Source organism: Hymenobacter endophyticus (assembly GCF_032464715.1).
GTDB classification, from domain to species: Bacteria; Bacteroidota; Bacteroidia; order Cytophagales; family Hymenobacteraceae; genus Hymenobacter; species Hymenobacter endophyticus.
Genome location: NZ_JAWDJT010000011.1, coordinates 37,880 through 55,105 on the forward strand (window position 1 = coordinate 37,880; position 17,226 = coordinate 55,105).

Genomic DNA, 17,226 nt, shown 5'->3' on the forward strand with positions numbered 1-17,226 from the left:
TAAATTACCGCAGCGCCACAGGGGTACCCGAGTGCTTGGGCGAGTAAGGCAGGAAGTAGGACAAGGCAATAGTTGCGCCCCGGAGGTATTCCCGGTGCTGCAGCTGGCGCTCCAGGTAGCCCGGCAAAAGGGGCGTCAGGCTGACCTGATAGCACGCCTGAACGTGCACCCTTTGCCAGCAGTAGCCCCCACCAACTTGCAGCCCGGCGTCAATGGGGCGGATATCAGCACTGGAGCCACCTCCCAAAATACCGAAGCCCCGACCACTACCCGACCTATAGCCATACACCAGGCGCTGCCGCCCCGACACCTCCCGCGTTATGGTGCCCCAATTATCGGTGTACTGGTATCGGTAGCGCCCGCGCGTTCCTAGTCCGGCATAGCCGCCTACCAGCAGTTGCCAGCCTTTGCCGGCTCCGGCTGGCTGGTACGCCAGCAGCGTATGAGCCAGCAGATAGGTAAGCCGGTAAGCATCCTGGCTGCGGTAGTGGCCCACTGTTGGCACGCCTCCTTGGTCGGCTTCATACGTGACATCCTCCCGCAAACGGTAGCCGCGCATGGCTCCGCTCAGGCCATATTGTAGCGCCCAGTGTGAGGCCAGGCGGGTTTCAGCCACTACGCCCAACTGCCAGGTTTGCCGGGCACTGGTTGCGTAGGATGCCATTCCGCGTAGGTGTACCCAGCCCGCGCCCCCGCCCGCCTGCATGCCATACTGCGTGCGGTGTTGGGCCCTGGCGGCGGTGCCGGTCAGCAGACCTAGCAACAGACCTGGGAGTAGGCTCGCACCGGGTAACTTGAATGGGTGATGCATACCGGCAGGAATAGAGTAGGGTAATAATGTCGGGCGCTAATGTGGCGGCAAAATAGGGTAGAAGCCATCTGAAATAAGCAGCTAGGGCTACTGCTGGGAAGGAGCTGGAAAGTCTGACTTTTGCTTCTGGCCGGGTAGGCGGCTGTACCGCTTAATGTGCTGATGACGAGGTTTTACTAGAGTAAGCGGAGGCTTGTGTCAATGCCCAGCGGCAATAGTATAGTCTAATTGGTGTGCGTTTTTTTCTACTACTGATGTGGAATTTACCCGCAGTCGGCATCTGGGTTTTTATCAACTTGCCCCGCTTATACGTTCCTGCTGCATGCGTCCATTCCTGTTGAGTTTACTTGCCCTGCTGATGTTCTTCGCCACCGGCTCCTCCCAGACCACCCCGCCCGGCGCGGGCGGCCCCAACCCGGCAGCCTGGAAAAAAATTGACCAGCTACTGGCCAAAGAGCAAACGGCCACTGCCGCCAAGCTGTTGGAGCCTCTCTATCAGCAGGCCCGCCGCCAGCAGAACACGCCCGAGCATCTGCGGGCTCTGCTGTACAAGCTGCGCCTGCTGGAAGCCCGGGAAGAAGAATCTGACGTGCAGGCTATTCAGCTGGTAGAACAGGACCTGAAAACGGCTCATTTTCCGGCCCGGCCGGTGCTGCACAGCCTGCTGGCCCAGCTCTACGCACAGTACTACGACGCCCACCGCTACCAGCTCTACGACCGGACCCGGACCAAGACCGACACCGCCGACCAAAGCCGCCAGGACCTGCGCACCTGGGATGCGGCCCGCCTGGGCGCGGCCGTGGTGCAGCACTACCGCGCCTCGGTGCAGGAGGAGCCCCGCCGCCAGCAGCAGCTGAAACTGGCCACGCTGGGCTACCTCAGCCGTGGCGGCAGCACCGAAGGCCGCACATTGCGCCCCACGCTCTACGATTTGCTGGCCCACCGCGCCGTGGAAGCTCTCGGCAACGACGAGCTGTATATCACCAAACCCGCCCAGCAGTTCGAGCTGACGGATGCCGCTTTGTTCGGTCCCGTCCCAGAGTTTGCCCGCCTGAAATTGCAGGCGCCGGCCGCCGATTCGCTAAACGGGCAGTTCCACGCGTTGCAGGTGTTGCAGCAGCTGCTGGCGTTCCGCCTCACGGATGCCGCCAACCCTGCTGCCTTGGCCGACGCCGACCGGCTGCGGCTGGCATTCGTGCATGAGCACGCGGAGCTGCCCGCCAAAACCGAGCTGTACCGCGCCGCCCTGGCCCGTGCCGCCGAAACCTATAAGGCTCTGCCCATTAGTGCGGAGCTGCGGGTGCTGGAGGCCGGTACCTGGGAGGAAACTGACCCCGCTAAAGCCCACGCGCTGGCCGTAGCGGCCGAGAAGCAGTTTCCTAAATCCAGAGGCAGCCGGATGGCGGCAGCCATGCGCCAACGGCTGGAGCGAATGGAGGTGAGCTTTACCACCGAGGACGTATTGCTGCCGAATCAGCCCTGGCAGCTGCGCCTGACGGTACGCAATGCCCCGCGCCTCTACGCCACGGCCTACCGCGTGAGCAGCGCCCAGATGTTGCGCCAGCTGGAGCGGCCGGAGCTGTACCAGAACAAAACCTGGCAGCAACGCTACGCCCGCGCCCTGGCCGCCAAACCGGTTGCCACCTGGACGCTCGACCTGCCCGGCCCCCGGGATTTCCGCAGCCACACCGTGCAGCACGCTGGTTCGGCTTTGCCGCTGGGGCAGTATATCATTGTACTAAGCACCAGCGCCAGCAACCCTACCAAAGAGCAAGCCGGCGCGGTAACGTCGTATGGCCAAGTGCAGGTGAGCGAGTTGAGCTACGTGCGCCGCAGTGCCGACCGTACCGAGGGGCCCGAGCTGCTGGTGCTGCACCGCCAAAGCGGCGCGCCCCAGTCTGGTGTGCGGGTGCTGCCGTTCTTTCAATACTACGACCAGAAAAAGCGCGAATACATGCAGCGGCGCGGTGAGCTACTGACCACCAGCACCGAGGGCCAGACCCAGATTCCAGTGGGCCAGTTCACCGGCGAAAACACCCAGATTGAAGCCGCCCTGTTCACCCAGGGGGCTGATTCGCTGTTGATGGCGGAGAGCCTGGGCTACTTCATGCCCCGCCGTAATCAGCTGGACCGCCAGGAGGAAGTCCAGCGTCACACGTTCCTCTACACCGACCGCGCCATCTACCGCCCCGGCCAGACGGTATACTTCAAAGGAATTCTGACGGAAACGCTGGCCGGAAAATCGAAGTTGCTGACCAAGCGGGCCGTGAGCTTGCGGCTGGTGGATGCGAATGGGCAGATGGTCAAGTTGCTTGATTTTGTCACCTCGGAGTTTGGCTCCTTCCACGGCTCCTTCGTGCTGCCCACAGGGTTGCTGAATGGGGAAATGTCGTTGCAAACGGAGTACGGCAGCCAGAGCTTTGCCGTGGAGGACTACAAGCGGCCCACGTTCCAGGTGACGTTTGAGCCGGTGAAGGGCACGCCGGTGCTGGGCCAGTCCGTAACGGTGCGCGGCAAGGCCACGGCCTACGCCGGCCAGCCCATCGATGGGGCCACGGTCAGCTACCGGGTGGTGCGGCGCACGTTCTGGCCCTTCTTCGGCCGGGGCGGCTACGGCGGCGGCCGGCCCGAGCAGGAAATCCTCAGCGGCACCGCCCGTACCGATTCGGCCGGGGGCTTCGCCATCACCTTCGTGGCCAAAGGCGACGCCGTAGCGGCCAATAAGCGCGGCGACTGGGGCCCCGGCTACGCCTTCGAGGTGACGGCCGACGTGACGGACGCCGCCGGCGAAACCCGCACCGGTACCCAGCGCGTGAGCCTGGGCACCGAGGCCCTGACGCTGCGCCTGGAGCTGCCCGAGCAACTCAACCGCGCCGAGCTGCCCACGCCCCGCCTCCTCAGCACCAACGCCGCCGGCGAGGCCCAGCCCGCCCGGGGCCAGCTGCGCCTTTACCGCCTCACCCCGCCCGCCCGCGCCCTGCGTCCCCGCCTCTGGGAGCAGCCCGAACGGGAGGCTCTGAGCCAGGACGAATTTAAACGCCGCTTCCCGCTGGATGCCTACGGCCGGGAAGACAACGACAGCACCTGGGCCCGCACGCTGGTGCTTACCCAGGACTTCGACACCGACAAAACCCCGCTGCTGCCCGCCCTGCAAACGGCCCTGGCCGCCCAGCAGCCCGGCCGCTACCTGCTGGAAGCCACCGCCGCCCCGGCCGCGGCCAGTCAGCCCGAAGCCCGCGCTGAGCAGCGGTTCACCCTGTTCGACCCCGCCGCTACCAGGTTGCCCATACCCACGGCTGATTGGGTTGTGCCCTTACAGGACAGCGTAGCGCCCGGCCAGACCGCCCGCTTTTTGGTGGGCAGCTCCGAGGAAGGGGCCCGCGTGCTGCTGGAAGCCGAGGCCAAGGGCCAGACCCTGCGCCACGAGTGGCTGACGCTACCAGCCGGCGAGCAGCGCGTGGTGGAAGTATCCGTGCCTGCCGCCCTCGGCGAAACCCAGCTCTACGTGCACCTCACCCAGGTGCGCGACAACCGCCTCTACACCCACACGGCCCCGGTGCAGGTGGCCACGCCGCCCGCCCCGCTGGTGCTCAGCATTGCCACCTTCCGCGACAAGCTGCAGCCCGGCCAGAAGGAAACCTGGCGCGTCACCATCCACCAGACCAACGGCCAACCCGCCGACGCTGAGCTGCTGGCCACGCTCTATGATAAGTCGCTGGATGTATTCCGTCCCCACGATTTCGCCGCCCCGGAGTTCTACCGACCCTACTTCCCGCCCACGCTGGCCTGGCAGGGTCGCTTCGGCACGGAGGATGGCCAGGAGCTGTTCAACCGGTACGTCGCTGATTATTACCCCGACGCTATCCGCTACCCGCATCTGAATATGTGGGGCTTGTGGGGAAATGATGAAATTCCGGACCAGGAAGAGTTGAGGGATAAGGTAGTAGCCTCTGAAACCGTAAAGGGCAACACGGATAACCCGGCCGACTTAGTCGGCTTAGAGCCCGGCTCGGGCATTGTGGTTGCGACTGACCGGGAAATGGCCCCGATGGCGGCTGCGGCTCCAATGGCCCAGAATGCTAAAATGGCCCGCTCGGCCAAGTTCGGCGCGCCTTCTCCCGTGTCCCCGCCCGAGGCCCCGCAACCCGACCTCAGCACCGTGCAGGCCCGCAAGGATTTCCGCGAAACGGCCTTGTGGATGCCCGCCGTGCGCACCAACGCCCAGGGCGAAACCGTGCTGGAATTCCAGCTGCCCGAAGCCGTGACGCGCTGGCAGCTGCTGGCTCTGGCCCACGACCAGCAGCTGCGCACCGGCCTGCTGCGCCGGGAGCTGGTGACGCAAAAGAGCCTCCAGGTAACGCCCAACGCCCCCCGTTTCTTCCGGGAAGGCGACCAGCTGACCTTCTCAGCCAAGCTCAGCAACCTCACTGCCCAGGCCCTCAGCGGCACCGCCCAACTCATTTTACTCGACGCCCGCACCCAGCAACCGTTGGAAAGCCAAATGCTGAAAAGCCCGGCCCAGGTAAAGTTCAGCCTCAATGGCAACCAGAGCCAGGCCGTAAGCTGGAACCTCACCATCCCCGAAACCGCCGAGGGCCAAATGCCCCTAGAGGCTGTAACATACCGCGTGGTAGCGCGCGGTCAGTTGTCAGTTGCCGGTTCCCAGTTGTCAGGCAAAGACAAGAAAGAGCAGCGCAAACAGCGCCGTCAGAACAACCGGACAACTGATAACCAACAACTAACAACTGTAGAAGATGGCGAGGAAAACACCTTGCCAGTGCTGCCGAATCGGGTGCTGATTACCGAAACGCTGCCGCTGGCGGTGGTGGGGCCGGCTACCCGGGAGTTTGAGCTGAAAAAACTCACCAGCACCACCTCCGGCACCCGCCGCAACTACTCGCTCACGCTGGAGATGACGCCCAACCCGGCCTGGTACGCCGTGCAGGCGCTGCCCTACCTGATGGAGTACCCCTACGAGTGTTCCGAGCAGACTTTCAGCCGCCTCTACGCCAACCTGCTGGCCGCCAAAATTCTGCAGAGCAACCCCCAGCTGCGCACCACGCTGGCCGAATGGCAGCGCGCCGCCCAGTCCGGCGACCAAGTCGCCCTCACCAGTAAGCTGGAGCAAAACCAGGAGTTGAAGGCTTTGCTACTGCAGGAAACGCCTTGGGTGCGCGACGCCCAGAACGAAACCGAGCGGATGCGCCGCCTCGCCGAGCTGTTCGACGAGCCCCGCCTCAAGGCCGAAACTGCCCGCGCCCTCACCAAGCTCCGCCAGATGCAGCTGCCCGACGGCTCCTTCCCCTGGTTTGAGCGCATGCCCGCCGACCGGTACATCACCCAGCTCATCGTGGCCGGTTTCGGCAAGCTACAGAAGCTGAGCGCCTTCGATGCCCAACAGGACCCCACCGCCCGCCAACTCCTGCAAAACGCCGTGGCGTATCTGGATGGGGAGTTGCAGGACGACTACGCCCAGCTCCGCAAGCAGCCCAAAGTTGACCTGAAGCAGGACCACCTCACCGACCTGCAGGTGCAGGCCCTGTACGCCCGCAGCTTCTGGCCCGCGCTGGCCGTGCGCAAGGAAGCCCAACCGGCTCAAGCCTACTACCAGCAGCAGGCCGCCACCTACTGGCTAAGCCGTACCCGCTACGAGCAGGCGCTAGTGGCCCTGGCCCTGCACCGCGCCAAAACCCAGCCCACTGCCGTCAAAAACATCCTTACGGCTTTGCAGGAAAACGCCCTGCACTCGCCTGAGTTGGGCATGTATTGGAAGGAAGTGCGCGGCGGCTACTACTGGCGCGAAGCCCCCACCGAAACCCAGGCCACGCTCATCGAGGCCTTCGATGAAATGCTCAGCGACCAGAAATCGGTGGATGAAATGAAGCTGTGGCTGCTCAGCCAGAAGCGCGTGCAGAACTGGGAAAGCACCCGTGCCACCGCCGATGCCTGCTACGCCCTGCTGCTGCGCGGCTCCAATTGGTTGCAGTCCACCCAGCCCCTGCAAGTAGCGGTAGGAGGGAAACCCGTACAGCCCACCAGCCAGCAGGCCGGTACCGGCTACTACAAAGTAACCTGGCCTGCCGCCGACATCAAGCCCGCCCAGGGCCGCATAACGGTGCAGAAACCCGACGCCGGCGTGGCTTGGGGCGGTTTGTACTGGCAGTACTTCGAGCAGCCCGATAAAGTAACGGCCGCCGTGGGCGGGCTGCAACTGGAGCGCCGCCTGTACCGGGAGCAGCGCACCGCCGCCGGCCCCGTGCTGGAGCCCCTCACCGCCGCCACGCCCCTGCGCGTGGGCGATGTGCTGGTGGTGCGCCTGGTGCTGCGCGCCGACCGGGCGTTGGAATATGTGCACCTCAAAGACCAGCGCGCCGCCGGCCTGGAGCTCATCAGCCAGACCTCGGGCTACCGCTACCAGAGTGGCCTGGGCTACTACGAGAGCCCCCGCGACGCGGCCACCAACTTCTTCATTAGCTACTTCCCCAAGGGCACTCACACCTTCGAGTACCGGCTGCGGGCGGCCCAGGCCGGCAACTTCTCCGGCGGCCTGTCCCAGCTACAGTGCCTGTACGCTCCGGAATTTACGGCGCATTCGGCCGGCACGCGGGTGCAAATTGCCGGGCAATAATCTAGCGCAAGTGCTACGTAAGGCCGGATTCTTTCTGCTGGGTCAGCTACGCTGCGTGGCGAAGGAGTCCGGCCTTTTGGTGGTTGGGGTTGCCCTGCCCGTTAACGGATTGTACATTTGCAATCCGTTTGGTTTTAAGTAAGGATGAAGTTGTTACAACGAGTTGCTTTTCTACTGCTGGCGTTGCTGCTGAGTGCTGCCACCGCCTGGGCCCAGGATGAGGCCAAAGTCCCTGCCACCCCTACCAACCTTCCCGGCGAGGAAAAACTCTCGCCCCAGGAGCGCGCCGAGCGGGACTTTCTGATGCCCGTGCGCCGCAAGCAAGCCGCCAAATTGCGGGCTGCCGCCGACGAAGCTGGCGTGCATCAGCCCGCTTTGGAGGCCACCATCCAGAACCTGGAAACCGTGCCGGAAGCCGAAAAGCTGATTCCGGTAGCCGCTCCCGAAACCAAAGCTGCCCCGGCCGCCGCGCCTTACCGCACCAGCAGCACCCGCCGCCGTAGCTCGTCCACGCACCGCAGCAGCAGCCGGACTTCCTCTCGCAAAAAGGCTACGGCGAAGAAATCAACCGCCAAAAGGAAGCCCACCCGCCGCCGCTAATGGCAGCCGGCCTCAACTGAAAAAGCCCCGCTGGCAGGAAGTCAGCGGGGCTTTTTGCTGCGTGATGAATGGGCTGGTTTCGGGGCGGCCGGTAAGGGCGTTACGGATTCACGTCCGCGCTGTCCTCTTCCGCCGGGTCGGGTGGGGCTATGTGGTAGCGCGGGGTGCGCCAGCGGGTGGGGCGTTCCTGCGTGGATTGCAGCCGCCAGCCGTAGCATACTTGCAGCGTTGCATACGAGATGCGCAGCGGCACCGTAAAGCGGCCATCGGTGCGCAGCTGACCAGCGTCATAATAGCTGATTTGGGTAGAGCGTATTTCGGCCAGAGGGAACAGGCCGTAGTGATAAGTCAGGGAGAATAACGCGAATTGGCGTTCGGCAAACTCGTAACGGAAGGCGACTTCCGCCCCTGTTACGGGAGTACCCTGGCGCTTGGGTTGCTGCTCCCAGGATGCTCCTGCTTGTCCGTTGCCCGGACTGCCCCATTGGCCGGTCTGGCGAACAACGGCGGGTGCAGCCCAGGCGTACGAGGCGTGCAGCGCGGCTTCCAGCGTCCAGTGCAGCCCTAGTTGCAGCAGTTCCAGCCGCCGCAATCCTACGCCCGCCTGAATCATTCCGGTGAGCGGCAAACCACTGCTGCCGCTAACATAATAGTTGGTGCCCTTTTCCCGGTAGCCCAGCCCAACCGGCAGATTACTTATCTGCAGCTGCGACTCCACCATCCACCGGGGTTGCAGGGGTAGCAGCAACCGTACCGTGCCACCCACGGCCAAATCGGATACGGTGCGAAAACGGTTAGGCAGCTGCTCCCGCTGCATGGATGCGTGGGCCCGCGTAAGGCCGCCGCCCAGCGCCAGTTCCGGATAGTGCTGGCCGTAAGTAATGGTAGATAGTCCGGACAGTAGATAAAGGCCGATAACCGACTGGATAAAACGCATCATAATAGCGGATAACCGTGACAGGTCAGTCAACGCTAAAGTGCTGGTGTTTAGTATAAGGACTGCCGGCTATTCAACAGTCGGCCCGCGTAAGGCGCAACTGTTGAATAGCCGGCAGTCTTTATACTAAGCAGACGGAAGCCGTTACGCGTCCTGGGGCATGAGGCGCACTACTAGGCCATCCATGCGCGGGTGCAGACGGATCTGGCAGGAGAGGCGGCTGCCCTGGGTCATCACCGGCAGGCTTTCCAGCATGGCCAGCTCGTCATCGGAGGGGTCGGGCAACTCAGGGCCGGCCAGCACCTCTACGTGGCAGGTGCCGCACAAGGCCATGCCGCCGCAGGTGGCCTGAATATCGTAGCCGTCGGCCTTCATCACTTCCATCAGGCTCAGCCCCATGTCCGTCGGGGCCTGAATTTCGCGCCGCTGGCCAGGCGCTTCCTCTACATATACGCGTACGTCTTCAGTCATAAGCAATTAGTTGTCAGTTGGTAGTTGCCAGTTGTTAGTGCAGGTATTCCGAAGAACAATCTGACAACTAACAACCGACAACTAACAACTGCTTACAAAGTAGGCACCCCGTTTACAGTAGTGTATTTGAGGGTGTACTTTTTGTCGGGGTAGATGTATTTGAAGGCACCCTGGCACATGAGGGCGGCTTCGTGGAAGCCGCAGAGGATGAGCTTCAGCTTGCCGGGGTAGGTGTTGATGTCGCCGATGGCGAAAATGCCGGGCTCCGAGGAGGAGTAATCCAGCGTATTCACCTTCACGGCGTCATTCTCAATTTCCAGGCCCCAGTCGCCAATCGGGCCCAGCTTTGGGGTGAGGCCGAACAGCGGAATGAACGAGTCCACATCTACCTGCTCCGCTTCGCCGTTGTTAGCCGTGATGGTCACGGCGTTGAGACGGCCGTTGCCGTGTACGTGCGTTACGTTGCTGCTCAGTACCAGCTTCACCTTGCCGGCCTCGTGCAGGTGCTGCACTTTCTCGGCCGAGTCGGCGGCGCCACGGAAAGTAGTGCCGCGGTGTACCAGGGTTACTTCCTTGGCCACGTCGGCCAGGAAGATAGTCCAGTCGAGGGCCGAGTCGCCGCCGCCGGCAATTACCAGGCGCTGGTCGCGGAAGGTTTCCGGGTCACGCACCATGTAGTACACGCCCTTGCCGCCTTCAAAATCGGTGAGGCTTTCAATGGCGGGCTTGCGGGGCTCGAAGGAACCCAGGCCGCCGGCAATGGCAATGGCTTTGCAGTTAATTTCGGTGCCGTCGATGGTAGTAACTACGAAGGAGCCATCTTCCAGCTTGCGGTAACCTTCTACCCGCTCACCCAGCGTAAAGGTGGGGTGGAAGGGCTCAATCTGCCGCATGAGGTTGGTTACCAAATCACCGGCCAATACCTCCGGGAAGCCCGGAATATCGTAAATCGGCTTCTTGGGGTAGATTTCGGACAGCTGCCCGCCCACCTGGGGCAGGGCATCTACCACGTGGCAGCGCAGTTTCAGCAAGCCGGCTTCAAATACAGCAAACAGCCCTACCGGGCCCGCCCCGATAATGCAGATATCGGTGGAAATAGAATTAGTCATGCAACAACAGCGAAAAACGGAACAATTGGCCTGCATACTCCAAGCCACTGGCTAAACAGCCAACCCCCACAAATCGTTGACCTGAGCGGCAAAATGACTACGTGGCGGGCGTTATGCGGGCGCAAAGATAGGGAGCTATCCATCAGCCCGTAGTACCGGAGCAAAACTATGCACCTGCGGGGCTGGTGTAGTTGTGAAAATAGTGTGCTGAAGGCAGATGAGCGGATATTTACGGCTGATCTGGTAGCTTGCCAAAACCGGTTTGTCCATTCAGCGCTTTCCCCGTAACCAAGCTTCCAGCCTGTGCAGTCTTCTTTACCCGTTCGAGCTTCGCCCCGCGCTGGGCTTTCCCGCACTTCGCTCCTAGTTGCGGCGTGTTCCACCATCATTGAGTGGTACGACTTCACGCTCTGCCTCTACTTCGCCACGGTGCTTTCACGGGTGTTTTTCGGGCCGGGCGAAGCGTCGTTGCTCACGGCGCTGGGTGGTTTTGCCGTGTCCTACCTGATGCGGCCGCTGGGGGCGCTGTTCTTCGGCCACATCGGCGACCGGTATGGCCGCCGCCGGATGATGCTCTTATCAATGGCCCTCATGACGGGGGCAATGCTGGCTACGGCTCTGCTGCCAACCTACGCGCAGCTAGGCGGCTTAGCCGGCTGGTTGCTACTGCTGCTGCGCTGCCTGATGGCTTTTTCGGTAGGAGGGGAGTACACGGGAGTAGTGGCTTACCTCCTGGAAGGTGCTCAGCCAAACCGGCGGGGACTAATTACCTCCCTGGCCGCTGCTGCCAGCGAAGTTGGGGCTTTACTGGCCGTGGGAGTGTGCGCCCTGCTGGTGTATGGGCTGCCCGCTGCCAGCGTCGATACGTGGGGGTGGCGGTTGCCTTTTCTGTTGGGGGCCGTGTTGGCGTGCGGCGTGTGGCTGGCTCGTTCCACCATGCAGGAGTCGCCGGATTTTGAGCGCCAGCAAGAGGCCGGTACAGTGCCAGCGGCTCCTCTGCGCCACACGCTTCGCCACCACCGGCCAGCAATTCTGCGCACATTCAGTATATCAGCGCTAGGCTCCATCACTTACTACGTGGGTATCACCTACGTGCCCACCTTTCTGGCTACCACCGGGCAGCGCCAGGAAAGCGAAGCGCTGGGCCTTTCAACTATTGCCGCAGTTATCGTAATTCTGGTAACGCCTTTCGTGGGTGCTCTTTCCGACCGTTGGGGCCGCAAGCCAGTGTTGGCGGTACTGGCCGGGGCCAGCGCCTTGCTGCCCATTACGCTGTTTTCGTTGATGCGCGGCGGCACTTCAGTGGAAGCTGTGTGCGGAGCAGTACTGCTAGCGGCCGTGGCCGGTGGAGTAAGCGCCGTGGGGGCAGCGGCAACCGCCGAGCAATTTCCCGGCGAAGGGCGTCTGAGTGGCCTGGCCTTAGGTGCCACCGCCGCAACGGCCGTTTTCGGTGGGCTCACGCCTTTTATTGCGGAGCTACTCATTACCCGCACTGGCTGGCCACTTGTGCCCGGCGCCATGATTGCCTTGGTAGCGCTGCTGGTATTGCCAGTGGTGCTCACCATGCCCGAAACCGCTTTCCTGAAGCCAGAGGAGTAAGCTGCTCAGTACGGAACCCGGTTACGAGCAAAACGAACTGGGTAATTCATCTGCTTCTAAATCAGTAGTGCAGCTAGCAAAGTCACCACACACCACGTCACGATTAGTATTGGTAACGCTAGGTGAAGCTCACTACCCCGACCTGGGCATCTGCTTTAAGTTGACACATCCGATATGGCCAACTTAAAGCAGATGCCCAACCTGTCTGCTCCCCCGCTACGCAAGTTGAGGAAGTGAGTGACGCAGCAAACGGGAATCCCGAAATGGTGTGAGCGTGAACAGTTTCTTCCCTAAACCATGAAAGGAAGTCTAACGCTCAGCAGTGAATACACTCACCGATGATCTATAGATGGCTAATTCCGTTGCGCCACACAGGTACAGCAAAGAAGCGTCGACTCGTAGCCACAGCCGTGAGCAGCAGCGTTGCTGGCACAACTCCAATAATCAGGTCTGGTGCCAAGCACTCAAAGCCCCTTCGGTGCTTCATGGAAAGCGGAGCAGCACCAAAGGAATGGAGTAACACGAGGGGGCAACAGAGTGGCTTGGTACCATCTGTTTGAATCTCATACCTATTCGTTTGATTTCCATTGTTTGACGTGGTCTGGAGGGCGGACCTTTGCTGAGCAAGTACTACAGGCTGCGCACATCGTATCCGGTCTTCCTCATCAGGACGTGACAGGTGCGAGAAATACTTTTAGCCAGGTACCAGTAGGAGGTGACTCCCTGCCACATGCGTCGGGGAAGCGGGGTAGTTAACGACCAACGTTTGGGTGCTGTCAGGATGATTATGAGAGGGTTCAAAGCTTACCAGATAGACACGACTTCGGGTCCGGTTCCAGCTTGCCGCCGCCGCGACTATTACACGATGTATCTGCTTTCCGACCAGCGCCAGCTACGGAATGTCGGCCGGGAAGCCGAACGGGACAGCACGTACCTGCTGTTGGGTGCTCCCGCCCTCAGGACAGCTTCTACTTGGTTGTCGGCTCGGCAGGCGGGCTACGGCTGCCTGTTCACAGAGGCCTTTGTGCACGCGTGCGGCCTGGATGGTGGCCGGGAACTGGACCATCTGCTGAATGGAAGGGACAACCGTATTTTTCTTCTTAAAGGTCCGCAGGCTGCCTACCTACCAGTCTGTTTGGGCTAATGCTGGCTGAGCAACAATCGGCCTACCTCTTCAAGCACGAACTACTCCGCAGCTACCTGCGCCTGATTCTCCACGAGCTCCTGCGCTTGCCTACGCCCGCCCGCGTATTCCACTGCTATGTGCGCTTGCCAGGACCTGCGGGCGGTGTACCCGGTTCCGTCTGGCGAAACCGTCAACGTCGACTGCTGTAGCCTTCTACATCGTTAAGTACACTGCTTCGCAACCCAGGTACTTGGCCTTTACTCCACCACACGATGACACGATTTGCTCTTGGTTTGAGTGCGTTGCTCGGCCTGCTTGCCCTACCCGGCCATGCGCAAACTGGCACTCCCATGGCTACGGCTGGTTCGCCTGGTCCCATCTTTCTTCAGGGCGAGCGAGCCCCGGCGCAACATTTCACAGGCACCGTGTGGGTGAAATCTTTAGTAAACAGCGACAGCACCTTCCAGTGCGTGGTGGGCAACGTCGTATTCGAACCTGGGGCGCGCACCCACTGGCACCGCCACCCCACCGGGCAGATTCTGCTGGTAACGGATGGAATGGGTTTCTACCAGGAGAAGGGGCAGCCTAAGCGGCTGGTGCGCAAAGGTGATGTCATCCAGGCGCTGCCTGGAGTGGAGCACTGGCACGGAGCTTCTGCCCACCAGCCAATGACCCATGTGGCTATTGTGCCCAACACCGAGAAGGGTGGGGCCATCTGGCTGCAGCCGGTCACTGCCCAGCAGTATCAGAGCGAGAACTAACGGCGTGGGTCCTGCTCGCGAGAGAATTGTTTGAATTGTGTACTCATTGGTTTGATTCTCTTTTTCCGGTCGAATACCCCTGCCGGACCTTTGCAGAGCGAATTCGTACTGATTCAGCCTGTTCGATGCTCCGGGATGCACCGAACTACTTCAGGGCGCAACATCGGCCAACGTCCTTCTCTTACACCTTTAGGTAACACGTATGCAGACTGTAGAACTGAATAACGGGGTGAAGATGCCCATACTGGGGTTTGGCGTCTTTCAGGTGCCAGACCCGGCCGAGTGCGAGCGTAGCGTGCTGGAAGCCATCAAGGCCGGCTACCGACTGATTGATACGGCGGCGGCCTACACGAACGAGGAAGCTGTCGGCAACGCCATCAAAAAGAGCGGTGTGCCGCGCGAAGAGCTGTTCATCACCACCAAACTCTGGGTGCAGGACGCCAGCTATGAGGGAGCCAAACAGGCGTTTGAAACGTCCCTGCGCAAGCTTCAACTCGACTATCTGGACCTCTACCTCATCCACCAGCCCTATGGGGACGTGCACGGAGCCTGGCGCGCTATGGAAGAACTCTACAAAGCCGGCCGCATCAAAGCCATCGGCATCAGCAACTTTGCGCCCGACCGGGTTATGGACTTTCTGGTGCACCACGAGGTGAAGCCCGCCGTAAACCAGGTAGAAACCCACCCGTTCCATCAGCAGGTGGAGGAGCAGAAGTTTATGGCCGAGCACCAGGTGCAGATTGAGTCCTGGGGGCCGTTTGCTGAGGGCAAGAATGACCTGTTCCACAATGAGCTGCTGAAGGGCATTGCCGGCAGGTACCAAAAATCGGTGGCGCAGGTAGTGTTGCGCTGGCTCATTCAGCGTGGGGTGGTGGCCATTCCTAAGTCGGTACGCCCTGAGCGCATGGCTGAAAACTTCAACATCTTCGACTTCGAGCTGAGCGCGGAGGACATGGAGGCCATCAAAACGCTCGACACGAAGGCCAGCCTCTTCTTCGACCACCGCGACCCGAACATGGTCAAGTGGATCGGCGAGCGGAAAATTCACGACTAAGTCGGCGCTGTACACACCTCAGGACGTCAACAGGTACGCAACCCGTACCTGCTGACGCTACCGTTTTTTGGGTGTGGGCACAAAGGAGTACCTTCCCTGACGCAGCCTCCGCGTGCAAATGCCTTTACCGACTACATACCGACTACACGCTATGAATCCCGGAGCAGCCCCCACCACGCAACCCATCAGCAGCCACGAAGACCTGAACCCGCAAGAACTCAAACTCAAAGGGTTCAAGGCCTATCAGGTTGACACGGCCGCCGGCCCGAGTCATGCGTACCGCCGCCGGGACTTCTACAAGGTAGCCCTGGTGACCAGCCCCTGCACCGTTCACTATGCGGACCGCAGCATTGAGATTAGTACCCCTAGTCTGATGTTTGCCAACCCACACATTCCTTACTCCATCGAGCTGCATGATCCGCGCCTGACGGGCTACTCCTGCCTGTTCACGGAGGCGTTCATGAAGGAGAACGACCGGTCAGAAAGTCTGCAGCAGTCCCCGCTGTTTAAAGTAGGTGGTACCCCCGTTTTTCAGTTGGATGAGGCGCAGGTAGCATACGCCCAAAGCATCTTTGAGAAGATTCTGGCCGAGCAGCGCACCGAGTACCTGTACAAGGGAGACCTGATTCGTACCTACCTGCATCTGCTCATTCATGAGGCCTTGCGCATGCAGCCCACGGAAAGCTACGTGCAGCATAAAAATGCCTCGTCGCGCATCACGGCGCTGTTTCTGGAGCTGTTGGAACGGTTCTTTCCGGTGGAAAGCCCGGGTCAGTCCCTGCCGCTGAAAACGGCTCAGGACTTTGCTCATCAGTTGGGAGTGCATGTCAACCACCTGAATCGGGCCGTGAAGGAGGTCACTGGCAAGCCCACCACGACGCACATTGCTGAGCGGTTCATCGGCGAGGCAAAAGCGTTGCTGCATCATACCTCGTGGAGCACGGCCGAAATTGCTTACAGCCTGGGTTTTGAGTACCCTACTTACTTCAACAACTTCTTCAAGAAGCACACGGGTACCACTCCGCTGGCCTTTCGGCGGGATACGGAACGGGTGGCGGATGCCTAGCGCGTCGAGGCCTTGTTAACCTCTGACATACACCTCCGTCAGGTTGTCAGAAGGTGCTGGAGTACACGAATCAAACAAATCAGTAAGGGTTTCAAACAATACCGGGGCCACCGACAACTTCGCCCGTAACCGGTGGTATATTCCTACTAAGGCACCGACCTGGGGCGCTGGTGAACATGATTGGCAGCGCTAGCTGTGCGCTCCTCTGTAAAGCTCGTCCCACCCTCGCTACGCTGGTGTCAGGTGTTTGCGCTGGGATACAGCGTCAGAGTGAAGGCTCTCGTTTTTTGCCTGTTGGTACCTGGTGCCGGTTCACGTTGCCAGCAAAACTCCTGCTGACTTTACTACTACCCCTTACCCTATGGAATCCGACTTGTTTCCCAACGCGGGTACGCCGCCAGCTGACAATTCCCGTCGTTCGTTTATGAAACAGGCCGGCGGCATCGTGGGCCTGGTGCTGGCTCCACCGTTGGTCAGCCAGGCCGAGCGCCTGACGGCCTTCTCTAAAGTTATCCAGGGTGCCACCGACATCACACTACGGGTGAATGGGAAGGCCCACTCCGTACGTGTGGAGCCCCGCGTGACCCTGCTGGATGCCCTGCGCGAGCGGCTGGACCTGACGGGTACCAAGAAAGGCTGCGACCATGGCCAGTGTGGGGCCTGTACTGTGCATGTCAACGGCCAGCGTACCCTGTCGTGTCTGACCCTGGCCGTAATGAGCCAGGGCAAGGAAATCACGACTATTGAGGGCCTGACCCAGGGAGAACAACTGCACCCGATGCAGGCAGCCTTCATCAAGCACGACGGCTTTCAGTGCGGCTACTGCACGCCGGGCCAGATCATGTCGGGCGTCGCCTGCGTACAGGAAGGCCACGCCAGCACCGATGCCCAGGCCCGCGAGTGGATGAGTGGCAACCTGTGCCGCTGCGGGGCTTACCCCAACATTCTGGCCGCCGTGCGCGACGTGGCTGGCAAAGCGTAAATGTGAAGTTGTGAAATGGTGAAGTTGTGAGTTCTCAATGGAGAGTTCAGACACTGTAAAACGCCCGCTTCACCTTTCACAA

The 17,226-nt window shown here is 61.0% G+C and carries 11 protein-coding genes; 7 read left to right on the plus strand and 4 right to left on the minus strand.

Annotated features, from left to right (window positions below; all coding sequences use genetic code 11):
• Positions 1–4 precede the first annotated feature (4 nt).
• Entirely contained in the window at positions 5–811 is an 807-nt protein-coding gene (locus ROI90_RS15725; protein ID WP_315999311.1) for an outer membrane beta-barrel protein, read from the minus strand.
• A 322-nt stretch (positions 812–1,133) separates the two neighbouring features.
• Between ROI90_RS15725 and ROI90_RS15730 the strand changes: the two genes are divergently transcribed.
• Positions 1,134–7,439 (plus strand): alpha-2-macroglobulin family protein, encoded by a 6,306-nt coding sequence (locus tag ROI90_RS15730; protein WP_315999312.1) that lies wholly within the window; start codon positions 1,134–1,136, stop codon positions 7,437–7,439.
• Between the two features lie 150 nt (positions 7,440–7,589).
• On the plus strand, positions 7,590–8,039 hold the full coding sequence (locus ROI90_RS15735) for a hypothetical protein (RefSeq protein WP_315999313.1): 450 nt from the start codon (positions 7,590–7,592) through the stop codon (positions 8,037–8,039).
• Positions 8,040–8,139: 100 nt separating this feature from the next.
• Here the strand turns inward: ROI90_RS15735 and ROI90_RS15740 are convergent, their stop codons facing one another.
• The 3 genes from ROI90_RS15740 to ROI90_RS15750 all read right to left on the minus strand — a co-directional run bounded on the left by ROI90_RS15740 (position 8,140) and on the right by ROI90_RS15750 (position 10,556).
• Entirely contained in the window at positions 8,140–8,979 is an 840-nt protein-coding gene (locus tag ROI90_RS15740) for a hypothetical protein (RefSeq protein ID WP_315999314.1), read from the minus strand.
• A gap of 141 nt (positions 8,980–9,120) precedes the next feature.
• Positions 9,121–9,447 (minus strand): 2Fe-2S iron-sulfur cluster-binding protein, encoded by a 327-nt coding sequence (locus tag ROI90_RS15745; RefSeq protein WP_315999315.1) that lies wholly within the window; start codon positions 9,445–9,447, stop codon positions 9,121–9,123.
• Between the two features lie 92 nt (positions 9,448–9,539).
• Complete coding sequence (locus tag ROI90_RS15750; protein ID WP_315999316.1) at positions 9,540–10,556, minus strand: NAD(P)/FAD-dependent oxidoreductase; 1,017 nt, start codon at positions 10,554–10,556, stop codon at positions 9,540–9,542.
• 303 nt (positions 10,557–10,859) lie between these two features.
• Between ROI90_RS15750 and ROI90_RS15755 the strand changes: the two genes are divergently transcribed.
• From ROI90_RS15755 to ROI90_RS15775, 5 genes are all read left to right on the plus strand, one after another.
• Positions 10,860–12,155 carry an MFS transporter gene (locus ROI90_RS15755; RefSeq protein WP_315999317.1) on the plus strand — a complete coding sequence of 432 codons (1,296 nt, stop codon included), beginning with the start codon at positions 10,860–10,862 and terminating at the stop codon, positions 12,153–12,155.
• Between the two features lie 1,398 nt (positions 12,156–13,553).
• Positions 13,554–14,042 (plus strand): cupin domain-containing protein, encoded by a 489-nt coding sequence (locus ROI90_RS15760; RefSeq protein ID WP_315999318.1) that lies wholly within the window; start codon positions 13,554–13,556, stop codon positions 14,040–14,042.
• Between the two features lie 202 nt (positions 14,043–14,244).
• Entirely contained in the window at positions 14,245–15,096 is an 852-nt protein-coding gene (locus tag ROI90_RS15765) for an aldo/keto reductase (RefSeq protein ID WP_315999319.1), read from the plus strand.
• A 151-nt stretch (positions 15,097–15,247) separates the two neighbouring features.
• On the plus strand, positions 15,248–16,162 hold the full coding sequence (locus tag ROI90_RS15770) for a helix-turn-helix domain-containing protein (protein WP_315999320.1): 915 nt from the start codon (positions 15,248–15,250) through the stop codon (positions 16,160–16,162).
• 361 nt (positions 16,163–16,523) lie between these two features.
• Entirely contained in the window at positions 16,524–17,144 is a 621-nt protein-coding gene (locus ROI90_RS15775; protein WP_315999321.1) for a (2Fe-2S)-binding protein, read from the plus strand.
• Positions 17,145–17,226 lie beyond the last annotated feature (82 nt).

Bases quoted from the DNA above. Each gene is read 5' to 3' on its own strand.
- ROI90_RS15765 (WP_315999319.1), top strand. From the start codon at position 14,245: ATGCAGACTGTAGAACTGAATAACGGGGTGAAGATGCCCATACTGGGG.
- ROI90_RS15750 (WP_315999316.1), bottom strand. From the start codon at position 10,556: ATGACTAATTCTATTTCCACCGATATCTGCATTATCGGGGCGGGCCCG.
- ROI90_RS15770 (WP_315999320.1), top strand. From the start codon at position 15,248: ATGAATCCCGGAGCAGCCCCCACCACGCAACCCATCAGCAGCCACGAA.
- ROI90_RS15725 (WP_315999311.1), bottom strand. From the start codon at position 811: ATGCATCACCCATTCAAGTTACCCGGTGCGAGCCTACTCCCAGGTCTG.
- ROI90_RS15730 (WP_315999312.1), top strand. From the start codon at position 1,134: ATGCGTCCATTCCTGTTGAGTTTACTTGCCCTGCTGATGTTCTTCGCC.
- ROI90_RS15740 (WP_315999314.1), bottom strand. From the start codon at position 8,979: ATGATGCGTTTTATCCAGTCGGTTATCGGCCTTTATCTACTGTCCGGA.
- ROI90_RS15760 (WP_315999318.1), top strand. From the start codon at position 13,554: ATGACACGATTTGCTCTTGGTTTGAGTGCGTTGCTCGGCCTGCTTGCC.
- ROI90_RS15745 (WP_315999315.1), bottom strand. From the start codon at position 9,447: ATGACTGAAGACGTACGCGTATATGTAGAGGAAGCGCCTGGCCAGCGG.
- ROI90_RS15775 (WP_315999321.1), top strand. From the start codon at position 16,524: ATGGAATCCGACTTGTTTCCCAACGCGGGTACGCCGCCAGCTGACAAT.